General features: G+C 75.7%; 5 protein-coding genes. 4 read left to right on the forward strand and 1 reads right to left on the reverse strand.

Annotated features, from left to right (window positions below):
• The first annotated feature begins 64 nt into the window (after positions 1 to 64).
• From AB2U05_RS30215 to AB2U05_RS30230, 4 genes are all read left to right on the forward strand, one after another.
• Positions 65 to 7204: an amino acid adenylation domain-containing protein gene (locus AB2U05_RS30215; protein WP_369184834.1), complete on the forward strand. Its 7140-nt coding sequence runs from the start codon at positions 65 to 67 to the stop codon at positions 7202 to 7204.
• 77 nt (positions 7205 to 7281) lie between these two features.
• A complete protein-coding gene (locus AB2U05_RS30220; protein ID WP_369184835.1) occupies positions 7282 to 8274 on the forward strand; it encodes a TauD/TfdA family dioxygenase in 993 nt (330 codons plus the stop codon).
• A gap of 12 nt (positions 8275 to 8286) precedes the next feature.
• On the forward strand, positions 8287 to 9534 hold the full coding sequence (locus AB2U05_RS30225) for an MFS transporter (RefSeq protein WP_045699981.1): 1248 nt from the start codon (positions 8287 to 8289) through the stop codon (positions 9532 to 9534).
• A 72-nt stretch (positions 9535 to 9606) separates the two neighbouring features.
• Positions 9607 to 10377, forward strand: a complete 771-nt coding sequence (locus AB2U05_RS30230) for a 2OG-Fe dioxygenase family protein (RefSeq protein ID WP_045710806.1) — start codon at positions 9607 to 9609, stop codon at positions 10375 to 10377.
• Positions 10378 to 10430: 53 nt separating this feature from the next.
• Here AB2U05_RS30230 and AB2U05_RS30235 read toward each other — a convergent pair whose 3' ends face one another.
• Positions 10431 to 12188, reverse strand: a complete 1758-nt coding sequence (locus AB2U05_RS30235; protein ID WP_369184836.1) for an amino acid adenylation domain-containing protein — start codon at positions 12186 to 12188, stop codon at positions 10431 to 10433.
• Positions 12189 to 12193: the final 5 nt, after the last annotated feature.

Consider the following 12193-nt stretch of genomic DNA (forward strand, 5'->3'; position numbering starts at 1 on the left):
CGGACGGTCCGACCCCGACGCCGAGTGCGCGCACCGCCGAGTGCGCGCACCTCTAGGAGATCCCGTGTTCCCCGTGTCATACGCCCAGCGCAGGCTGTGGTTCCTCAACCGCGTGATCGAGACCGGCCCGGCCTACAACTGCCCGCTGGCCGTAAGGCTGCGCGGCCCGCTCGACCGCACCGCCCTCGCGGCGGCGCTGGCCGACGTGGTCGACCGGCACGAGCAGCTGCGGACGGTGTTCCCCGAGGTCGGGGGCGAGCCCGTGCAGCGGCCGCTGGACCCCGGGCCCGGGACGCCGGAGCTGGCGGTCACCGGGATCGGCGAGGGCGAACTCGCCGCCGCCCTGGCCGCGCAGGCCGGACACGTCTTCGACCTGACGGCCGAGGCGCCGCTGCGCGCCGTGCTGTACGCGCTCGGCGAGGACGAGCACGTGCTGAGCCTCGTGGTGCACCACATCGCCTCCGACGGCGGGTCCTGGGCGCCGCTGCTCGGCGACCTGGCGCAGGCCTACGGGGCGCGCCGCGCGGGCACGGCCCCGTCGTGGGAGCCGCTTCCGCTGCGCTACGCGGACTACGCGCTGTGGCAGCGTGAGCTGCTGGGTTCGGCGGACGATCCGGACAGTGTGATTGCCGAGGAACTGGGTTTCTGGCGGGAGGAGTTGGCGGGGATCCCGGGGGAGCTGGCGTTGCCCTTCGACCGCCCCCGGCCGGCGGTGGCGAGCTACGCGGGTGGTGCGGTGCCCCTCGCGCTGGACGCCGAACTGCACGCCCGGCTGGCGGGGTTGGCGGCGGAGCGCGGCTGCACGCTGTTCATGGTGCTGCAGGCGGGCCTGGCGGTGTTGCTGCACCGGCTCGGTGCCGGGGAGGACATCCCGCTGGGCACTCCGGTGGCGGGCCGGTCGGAGGAGGCGCTGGACGGGCTGGTCGGGTTCTTCGTGAACACCCTGGTGCTGCGCACCGACGTCTCCGGCGACCCGAGCTTCCTGGACCTGCTCGACCGCGTCCGGGAGGCCGACCTCGCCGCCTACGAGCACCAGGAAGTCCCGTTCGAGCGCGTGGTGGAGGAGCTCAACCCCGAGCGCTCGCTCGCCCGCCACCCCCTCTTCCAGGTCATGCTGACGCTGGAGAGCGGCCGGGCACCGGCCCTGGACCTGCCGGGCCTCGCCTGCGCCGAACACCCGGTCGACTGGGACATCGCGAAGTTCGACCTGACCGCGGACTTCCAGGAACGGCGGGACGCCGCCGGCCGGCCCGCGGGGATCGGCGGCACGCTGGAGTACGCCACGGACCTGTTCGACCGGGAGACGGCCGAGGCCGTCGCCGCCGCCCTGACGCGCGTGCTGGCGCAGCTCGCGGCCGACCCCTCGGCCCCGGTGGGCGCCGTGGACCCGCTGTCCGCCGAGGAGCGCCACCGGGTGCTGGTCGAGTGGAACGACACCGACCGGCCCGCTCCGCGCGGAACCTTCCCCGAGCTGTTCGAGGACCGGGCCGCGCGGACCCCGCGGGAGACGGCGGTGGTCTTCGAGGGCGCCGCGCTGACCTACGCCGAGCTGAACGCCCGGGCCAACCGGCTGGCCCGCCGGCTGCGGGCCCGGGGCGCCGCGCCGGAGCGGCTGGTGGCCCTGGCGCTGCCGAGGTCGGCGGACTCGGTGGTGGCGATGCTGGCCGTCCTCAAGGCCGGGGCGGCGTTCGTCCCCGTCGACGTCACCTATCCGGCCGAACGCGTCACCCGGCTGCTGCGGTCGGCCGACCCCGTCCTGGTGCTCACCGACCGCCCCACCGCGGCCCTGCTGCCGCTGGGCGACCTCCCCCGGGTCCTGGTGGACGAGGACGCGCACGGGGAGTCCGCGGACGACCTCGGCCTGCGGCCGCACCCCGCGAGCACGATGTACGTCATCCACACCTCGGGCTCGACCGGGGAGCCGAAGGGCGTGGTGACCGAGCACGCGGCGATGCGCAACCTCTACGCCTTCCACCGCGACGGCGTCATCGCCCAGGCCGAGGCGGCCGCCGGCGGCCGCCGGTTCCGGGTCGCCCTGACGGCGGCGCTGTCCTTCGACACCTCCTGGGAGGCGCTGCTCTGGATGGTGGCCGGCCACGAACTGCACGTCATCGGCGACGAGGTGCGCCGGGACGCGGGAGCGATGGCCCGGCACGTCGTCGAGGCCGGCATCGACGTGCTCGACGTGACGCCGACGTACGCCGAGCAGCTGGTCGAGGAGGGCATGCTCGACGACCCGGACCGCCGCCCGAGCGTCCTGCTGCTGGGCGGCGAGGCGGCCGGCGCCGCCCTGTGGAGCCGGCTCCGGGCGACGGAGGGTCTGATCTGCCACAACCTGTACGGCCCGACCGAATGCACCCTGGACGCGCTGTGGTGGGACGCGGCGGACAGCGAGGCCCCGCTGGTCGGCCTGCCGATCGCCAACGCGCGGGCGTTCGTGCTGGACGGCCGGCTGCGGCCGGTGGCCCCCGGCGTCCGGGGCGAGCTGTACGTGGCCGGCGCCGGGCTGGCCCGCGGCTACCTGGACCGCCCGGGCCTGACGGCGCAGCGCTTCGTCGCCTGCCCCTTCGTCCCCGGCGCCCGGATGTACGCGACGGGGGACGTGGTCCGGTGGGACCGCGAGGGGCGGCTGGAGTACCTGGGCCGGGCCGACGACCAGGTGAAGATCCGCGGCTTCCGGGTGGAGCTGGGCGAGGTGGAGGCCGCGCTGGCCCGCTGCCCGGGCGTGGCGCAGGCCGTGGTGGCGGCGCGGGAGGACGGCCCGGGCGGCCGCCGGCTGGTCGGCTACGTGGTGGCGGCCGGCGAGGGCGGCGTCGACGCGGGCGCGCTGCGCCGGCGGCTCGCCGCGGTGCTGCCGGACCACATGGTCCCCTCGGCCTTCGTGGCCGTGGAGTCGTTCCCGGTGACCCGGCACGGGAAGCTGGACCGGGCCGCCCTGCCCCGGCCCGACTACGCGTCGGCGGCGGCCCCGGCCGGGCGCGGGCCCCGCGGCCCGCAGGAGGAGATCCTGTGCGGGCTGTTCGCCGAGGTGCTGGCCCTGCCGCGGGTCGGCGTCGACGACGACTTCTTCCACCTGGGCGGGCACTCGCTGCTCGCGACCCGGCTGATCTCCCGCGTCCGCTCCGTGCTGGGCGTGCAGCTGGGGATCCGTGAGCTGTTCCGGACCCCCACCGTCGCCGGCCTCGCCGCCGGGCTCGGGCCCGCCGCCCGCGCGCTGCGCCCGGCCCTGCGGGCGGCCGCCCGCCCGGAGCTGGTGCCGCTGTCCTTCGCGCAGCGGCGGCTGTGGTTCCTGAGCGAGCTGGGGCAGGGTGCGGACTACAACTGCCCGGTCGCCGTACGGCTGTCCGGCCCGCTCGACCTCGACGCGCTGGCGGCGGCGCTGACCGACCTCGCCGCCCGGCACGAGGTGCTGCGGACGGTGTTCCCCGAGCGGGACGGCGAGCCGTACCAGCTGGTCCTGCCGCCGGAGGCCGCCGCGGTCGGGATCCGGGTCGGCGCCTGCGGACCGGCCGGACCGGCCGAGGCCCTGGCGGCCCTGGGCCGCGAGGAGTTCGACCTCGCCACCGAACCGCCGCTGCGCGTCGCGGTGTTTCCGCTGGGCGAGGACGAGCACGTGCTGGGGCTGGTGCTGCACCACATCGCCTGCGACGGCGGCTCGTGGGCGCCGCTGCTGGGCGACCTGGCGCGGGCGTACGCGGCGCGCCGCGCGGGCGGGGCGCCGCAGTGGCCGGACCTGCCGGTGCAGTACGCGGACTACGCGCTGTGGCAGCGCGAGCTGCTGGGCTCGGCGGACGATCCGGGCAGCGTGATCGCCGAGGAACTGGGCTTCTGGCGGGAGGAGTTGGCGGGGGTCCCGGGGGAGCTGGCGCTGCCGTTCGACCGGCCCCGGCCGGCGGTGGCGAGCTACGCGGGTGGTGCGGTGCCCCTCGCGCTGGACGCCGAACTGCACGCCCGGCTCGCGGGGTTGGCGGCGGAGCGCGGCTGCACGCTGTTCATGGTGCTGCAGGCGGGCCTGGCGGTGCTGCTGCACCGGCTCGGTGCCGGGGAGGACATCCCGCTGGGCACCCCGGTGGCGGGCCGGTCGGAGGAGGCGCTGGACGGGCTGGTCGGTTTCTTCGTGAACACCCTGGTGCTGCGCACCGACGTCTCCGGCGACCCGAGCTTCCTGGACCTGCTGGACCGCGTCCGGGAGGCCGACCTCGCCGCCTACGAGCACCAGGAAGTCCCCTTCGAGCGCGTGGTGGAGGAGCTCAATCCGGACCGCTCGCTCGCCCGCCACCCCCTCTTCCAGGTCATGATCCAACTCGACGAGGACGTGGACGACGACCTGCGGCTGGCCGGCCTGGAGGTCCGCGACGAGCCCGTCGCCTTCGACGTGGCCAAGTTCGACCTCCGGCTGGAGCTGACGGACCGGCGGGGCGAGGGCCGGGCCCCGGCCGGGCTGGACGGTGTGCTGGAGTACGCCACCGACCTGTTCGACCGCGCCACCGTCGCCCGGCTCGCCGCCTACCTGTACCGGGTGCTGGAGCAGGTGGCGGCCGAGCCGACCCGGCCCGTCCGCGCCGTCGACCTGCTCTCCGCCGAGGAGACCCACCGGATCCTGGTCGAGTGGAACGCCACCGACACCGAGGTGTCCGAGCGGACGGTGCCCGAGCTCTTCGCGCTGCACGCGGCCCGCAGGCCGGCCGCCGTCGCCGTGGTCTGCGGCGAACTCGCGCTGACCTACAAGGAGTTGGACGAGCAGTCGGACCGCCTGGCACACCGGCTGCGGCAGCTGGGCGCCGGCCCCGAGCGGCTGGTCGCGCTCGCCCTGCCCCGCTCGCCCGCCCTCGTGGTCGCGCTGCTCGCCGTCCTCAAGGCCGGGGCCTGCTACCTGCCGCTGGACCCGGCGCAGCCGTCCGACCGGCTGGCCGGGATCCTGCGCGCTGCCGCCCCGCCCCTGCTGCTGACCGTGGACGCCCTCGCCGACCACCTGCCCCGGGACGTGCCCGGGACGACCACCGTGCTCCTCGACGGCACCTCGGCGGACGAGCCCCCGGCCGACCGGATCGCCCCGCCGCACCCGGGCACCCCCGCCTACGTCATCTACACCTCCGGATCGACCGGCGAGCCCAAGGGCGTGGTCATCGAACACCGCTCGCTCAGCCTCTACCTGGCCTGGGCCCGGCACGCGTACCCGGCGGTCGGCGGGCGGGCGCTGGTCCACTCCCCGGTGGCCTTCGACCTGACCGTCACCGGCATCTGGGCCCCGCTGACCTCGGGCGGCGAGGTGCACCTGGTGTCCCTGACCGACGACCCGGCGGCGGACGGCGCCGCACCCGCCGTCCGGCAGCCGACCTTCGTCAAGGCCACCCCCTCGCACCTCGGCCTGTTCGGCGTGCTGCCGCCCGAGTACGCGCCCACCGGCCAACTCGTCCTGGGCGGAGAGCTGTTGCTCGGCGCCGCACTGGACGAGTGGCGGGCCCGGCACCCCGGCGTCACCGTGGTCAACGAGTACGGCCCGACCGAGACCACGGTCGGCTGCGGCGAGTTCCGCATCGAGCCCGGCGACCGGCTGCCGGCCGGCGGCATCACCATCGGGCGGCCGGTCTGGAACACCCGGTGGTACGTGCTGGACACCGCGCTGCGGCCGGTGCCGCCCGGCGTCACCGGCGAGCTCTACATCGGCGGCGGGCTCCAGGCGCGCGGCTACCTCGGCCGACCGGGACTGACCGCGACGCGGTTCGTCGCCAACCCCTTCGGCACCCCCGGCGCGCGGATGTACCGCACCGGCGACCTGGTGCGCCGGCGCCCGGACGGGCAGGTGGACTTCGTCGCCCGGGTCGACGACCAGGTCAAGGTCCGCGGCTTCCGGGTGGAACTCGGCGAGGTCGAGTCGCTGGTCGCCGGGCAGCCGGGCGTCGCGGGCGCGGCCGCGGTGGTGCTCGACGACGGCCGGCTGGTCGCCTACGCGGTACCGGCGGCGGGCCGCCGGCTCGACGGCGCCGACCTGCGCGGCAGGCTCGCCCGGACGGTGCCGGAGTACCTGGTGCCGTCCCGGATCACCGTGCTCGACCGGCTGCCGCTGACCAAGAACGGCAAGGTCGACCGCGCGGCGCTGCCCGCCCCCGAGCCACTGTCCGCCGCGGCCGGCCGCGCCCCCCGGACGGCGCGCGAGGGCGAGCTGTGCGCCCTGTTCGCCGAGATCCTCGGCCTGGAGCGGGTCGGCGTCGACGACGGCTTCTTCGACCTGGGCGGGCACTCGCTGCTGGCCGTGCGCCTGGTCTCCCGGGCGCGGACGGCGCTCGGCGCGACGCTCGGCATCCAGGACCTGTTCCAGGCCCCCACCGTCGCCGAACTGGCCGCCCGCCTGGAGTCCGGCACCGAGGGCCAGGACGCCTTCCCGTGCCTGCTCCCGCTGCGCACCGGCGGCTCGCTGGCCCCGCTGTTCTGCGTGCACCCCGGAGCCGGGATCGGCTGGGTGTACTCGGGGCTGCGGGACCGGCTCGACCCGGAACTCCCCCTCTACGCCCTGCAGTCCAGGGGGCTCAACGCCGGGGCGGAGCGGCCGGGGAGCGTCGAGGAGATGGCCCGCGACTACGTCGACCGGATCCGCGAGGTCCAGCCGTCCGGGCCGTACCACCTGCTCGGCTGGTCGTTCGGCGCGGTCGTCGCCCACGCCATGGCGGCGCGCCTCCAGGCGCTCGGCGAGGAGGTCGCCCTGCTCGCCCTGCTGGACGGCTACCCCGTCGAGCCGGACGGCTTCGAGGACCGCCCCGGCCAGGGCGCGGACGACGACGCGGAGATGCTGGCCGAGCTGCTGGAATCGCTCGGCTACGAGCCGCCCGGCGAGCCCGGCGACCGGCTGCGGATGGCCGACTTCGTCGCGCGGCTGAGCGACGGGGACGGACCGCTGGCGGGCCTCGGCGCGGACACCGTCGAGGCGATGGGCGCGACCTTCGTCGGCAACGTCACCCTGGCGCACCGCCACCGGCCGCCGCGGTACCGGGGCGACGCGCTGTTCCTCACCGCCACCCTCGACACGGCGGACGGCGAATCCGGCCGGAAGGCCTGGGCCCCCTACGTGACGGGCCGGATCGACAACCACGACATCGCCTGCGCGCACGGCGACATGATGAGCGCCGACGCCCTCGCCGCGATCGGCCCGATCCTCGGCGCGGCCCTCGCCGGACCGCCGAGCGCCGGCACGACCGGGACCGTCTGACGCCCACTCGGCCGCGGGCCCCCTCGAACTCCCTTCGCACCCCTGACGAACGACTCCTTATCGAGCCCGGAGGAACCATGCCCCATTCCGTGCGCACCGCGCAGCCGACACCAGGAGACGCCGTCTTCTCGATCCCCGAGGACGAGGCGGCGGACATCGGGCGCGTCGCCCGCCGACTGGCGGCCGCGCCGCAGGACGTGGACAGCGAGGCCTGGGTGCTCGCCGCCCGCGCCGCCTGGGAGGAGCTGCCGGCGGCCCTGCGCCGCCGCGTCCGCGCCTTCCGCCGCGACTCCGGCCCCGGCGGCGCCCTGGTGGTCCGCGGCCTGCCGGTGGACGAGGCGGCCCTGCCGGGGACCCCGTCCGCGGGCGGCTCGGTGCAGCGCACGGCCAGCGTCCCCGCCGCGCTGCTGCTGATGACGGCCTGCGGTCTCGGCGACCCGACGGCCTTCCTGGCGGAGAAGTCCGGCGCCCTGGTCCAGGACGTCGTACCGGTGCCGGGGCAGGAGGAGTTCCAGGGCAACGCCGGCTCGGTGACCCTGATGCTGCACACCGAGAACGCCTTCCACGAGCACCGCCCGGACTTCGTGCAGCTGCTGTGCCTGCGGCCGGACCACGAAGGCGTGGCCGGGTCGGTGACCGCGTCCATCCGGGAGGCGCTGCCGCTGCTGCCCGGGCCGGTCCGCGACGCGCTGGCGACGCGGGACTTCACCACCCACCCGCCGCCCTCCTTCGGCCCCGGCGGCGGCCCGGTGCCCCGGCACGCGGTGCTGACCGGCGACCCGGCCGACCCGGACGTCCGGGTGGACTTCGCCGCCACCCACGGCCTGACGCCGGAGGCGAAGGCCGCGCTCCTCGACCTGGAGGCCGCCCTGCACCAGGTGGCGCGCACCGAGCGACTGCGCGCCGGCGACCTCGCGATCGTCGACAACCGGGTGACGCTGCACGGCCGGACGGCGTTCCGGCCCCGCTACGACGGCCGGGACCGCTGGCTCCAGCGCACCTTCGCCCAGGCCGACCTGCGGCGCTCGCGCGGGCTGCGGCCGCGCGACGGCTACGTCGTCGCCGGCTAGGCGGAGGTGGACATGCTCGGGCGGAGCACCGGTGCGCTGCGCCACCGGGACTTCAGACTGCTGTGGCTGGGCGAGTCCGTCAGCCAGACCGGCAGCGCGGCGACCAAGGTCATGCTCCCGCTGGTCGCGGTGACGACCCTGAACGCGGACTCGTTCACGATGGGCCTGCTGGGCGCGGCGGCCTGGGTGCCCTGGCTGGTGATCGGCCTGCCGGCCGGCGCCTGGATCGACCGGGTGCGCCGCCGCCCGGTGATGATCGGCTGCAACACGGCCTCGGCGGTGCTGCTCTTCTGGACCATGGCGGCGGCCTGGTGGGGCATGCTGACGATCGGTCAACTCCTCGCCGTGGCCCTGCTCTCCGGCGCCGCCAACGTGTTCTTCGTCGCCGCCTACAGCGCCTACATCCCCTCCCTGCTGCCGCCGGCCGACCTGACCGACGGCAACGCCAAGCTCCAGATGAGCGAGGCGGCGGCGGAGGTCGTCGCCCCGAGCGCGGGCGGCGCCCTCGCCCAGGCGGGCGGCGCCGTCCTCGGCTGCCTGGTGGACGGCCTGACCTTCCTGCTGTCGGTGCTGATGCTGACCAGGATCCGCTCGCGGGAGAGCCCGGTCGCCCGGCGCCCCCGGGGCGAGCGGTCCCTGGGCCGGGAGATCCGCGAGGGCATCGGGTTCCTCGCGGGGGACCCGTACCTGCGGACGATCCTGGCCTGCGACGCGGGCATGAACCTGTTCCTGGCCGGGACGCAGGCCGTGGAGATCGTGTTCCTCAGCCGCACGGTCGGGCTGAGCGGCGGCCTCATCGGCGCGCTGATGGCGGCCGTGGGCCTCGGCGGCGTCGCGGGCGCCCTGCTCTCCCCGTGGCTGGCCCGCACCGTGGGCACGGCCAGGGCGGTCCTGCTGTGCGCGTTCTGCGGCGGCCCCTTCGGCCTGCTCATCCCGCTGACCAGCGACGGGCCGGGCCTGCTCGTCTTCCTGGTGGGCCAGTTCTGCCTCACCGCCTGCATCGTCGCCGGGAACGTCGTCATCGTCAGCTTCCGGCAGTCGTACTGCCCGCCCGGGATGCTGGGCCGGGTCAGCGCCGGCATCCGCTTCCTGATGTACGGCACGCTGCCGATCGGCAGCCTGCTCGGCGGTGCGCTGGGCGGGGCCCTCGGCGACCGCGACGCCCTGTGGGTGCTCTACCTGGGCAACGCGCTGTGCGCGCTGCTGCTGCTCCGGGGCCCGCTCCGGACCGAGCGGGCGCTCCCGGTCTCCACCGGCTGAGCACCGGCCCGCATTCCATTCACCCGACGAGGGTCCACCGCGGACCCGTCACGTCCCCTGGAGGACACCACCATGACCACCACCCCCTCCGAGCTCTCGAAGAACGGCTACGACCGCTGGGACCTGGCCGAGCACTTCGGCCTGACCGAGGCGGACGAGAACTACCGGACGCTCCGGGCCGCCTACGACGACCTCCCCGCCGACCCCTACGCCCCCGGCTCCGGCCGCCACCGCCGGTACGCCCGGGGCGTCTTCCTCCCGTGGTCGAAGGAGTTCTTCTGGATGCCGGCCACCGAGAGCCAGGCCCGCGAGGGCATGAACGGCTACTACCAGGGCGACAACAACCCCGAGTACGTGGGCGTGGTGCGCGAACTGCCCGCCATCAGCCAGGAGATCTGCGCCAACCCGCTGCTCCTGGACCTGATCCGGTTCGACTTCGAGCAGACCCGCTGGAGCCAGGACGACGCCGTCTGGCCGCTGTACGTGGGCGTCCACCTGATCAAGCTGCACGTCGAGGACGGGGAGGGGGAGGCCGTCTCCTCCCCGAACGAGCTCCACCAGGACGGCGAGCCGTACGTCTTCTGCCACCTGATCTACCGGGACAACGCCGAGGGCGGCCACAACGTCGTCGCGACGCCGGCCCACCGCGGCAAGCAGCCGCAGGACGTCCCGGCGCACGACCTGCTCGCCGAGTTCGAGCTGGAGAAGCCGCTGGAGTCGTACGCCATCGCCGACGAGCTGGTCAGCCACTACGTGGCGCCGATCCGCAACGCCGGCGCCCCGCGCCCGGGCGAGCGGGCGATCATGCTGGCCGACTGGGTGCCGATGCGGCACCGCATCTGAGCGCCGTCCGGGGAGAGCCGCCGGCCGGCGGCTCTCCCGGGCGACAGCCTGACCTAGTCCGTGAGCAGGCCGGTGATCCCGGGGCTGCGGCGGAAGTCCGGGGCGGGGAGGGCCGACCGGTCCAGCTTCCCGTTCGGGGTGAGCGGGAGCCGTTCCAGGAGCAGGTAGCCGGCCGGCACCATGTGCTCGGGGAGCGCGGCGGCCGCCAGTGCCCGCAGGTCGGCCGGGGACGGCCGCGGGCCCTCGGGGTCGGGGACCACGTAGGCGACGAGCCGGCCGGCCTTGCGGCGCCCCGCGGACACCGCCACCGCGACCTGGGCCGCGCCCGGATGGCGGGCGAGGACGGCCTCGATCTCCCCGAGCTCGATCCGGAAGCCGTTCACCTTGACCTGGTCGTCCATCCGGCCGAGGTACTCGAACCCGCCGTCCGGGAGCTGCCGGGCGAGGTCCCCGGACCGGTACATCCAGCTGCCCGGCGCGCCGAACGGGTCGGCGACGAAGCGCTCGGCGGTGGTGTCGGGCCGCCGGGCGTACCCGCGGGCGACACCGCTGCCCGCGATGCACAGCTCGCCCTCCTGGCCGGGCGCCACCGGGCGCAGCCGCTCGTCCAGCACGTGGATCCGCACCCCCGGGGCCGCCCGGCCGATCGGCACCGGCCCCTCGGCGACCCGGTCGCCGGGGCGGAGCGCGTGCTCCGTGCAGCCCACCGTCGCCTCGGTGGGGCCGTACTCGTTCACGACGGTCACCTGCGGGTGCCGCTGCCGCCACTCGGCCAGCATGCTGCCGAGCAACTGCTCGCCGCCGACCACCAGCTGGCCGGACGGGGAGAACCCGGGCGGGAGCAGGGGCAGCACGGCCAGGTGGCTGGGGGTCACCTTGAGGAAGCCGATCGGTACGCGGGCCAGGTTCTCGCGGGTGGTGAGGTCGTCGGCCAGCGCGGCCACGTGGACGCAGCCGCCGTGCAGCAGCGGGAGGAACAGCGCGGTGACGCTGAGGTCGAAGCTCAGCGAGGAGTGCAGGAGGGACGAGACCCGGGCGGCCGGGTACGCCTGAGCCGCCCAGCCCAGGTAGTGCCGCAGTGAGCGGTGCTCGATCACCACGCCCTTGGGGCGGCCGGTGGAGCCCGAGGTGTAGATGACGTAGGCGCTGTCGCCGGGAGCCGGTTCGCGCCCGCGTTCCGCCGGGGAGACGTCCTCGTGGTCCCGGGCCGTCAGCGGCACGGAGCCGTCGTCCTCGCTCAGCAGCAGGCCGGCGGCGATCGCGGCGCCGCCGGCCCCGTCACCGGTGTCGCGCGGGCCGATCACGCAGACCGGCCCGGCGTCCTGGACCATGAACGCCACCCGGGCGGCGGGGTAGTCCGGGTCGACCGGGACGTACGCCGCACCGGACTTGAGGACGGCGAGCAGGGCCACGATCGCCTCGTGGCCGCGCGGCAGGAGGATCACCACGACCTCCTCCGGCTGCGCGCCCCGGGCGATCAGCCGCCGGGCCAGCCGGTTGGCCCGGGCGTTCAGCTCGCGGTAGCTGAGCTCCACCTTGCCGTCGAACACCGCGACGGCCTCCGGAACCCGGGCGGCGGTCCGCTCGAAGACGCGGACCAGCGGTTCGTGTCCGTCCTCCGCCGTGGCCGTGCCCGCCGGGCGGATGTCCGCCCAGTTCCGCCGGACGTACTCCAGGCACTCCTCCTTGGTCGCCTCGGGAGCCGCCCGGTGCCAGCCGTCCGGAACGGTCGTGCCGGACGGCCAGAGGCAGTGCCGCCCCCGGTCGTTGACCAGAACGGAGAAGCCGGACGCGACGGTGTGGTTCGCCATGGGGT

The organism is Streptomyces sp. Y1, from assembly GCF_041053115.1.
Classification (GTDB): Bacteria; Actinomycetota; Actinomycetes; order Streptomycetales; family Streptomycetaceae; genus Kitasatospora; species Kitasatospora rubellomurina.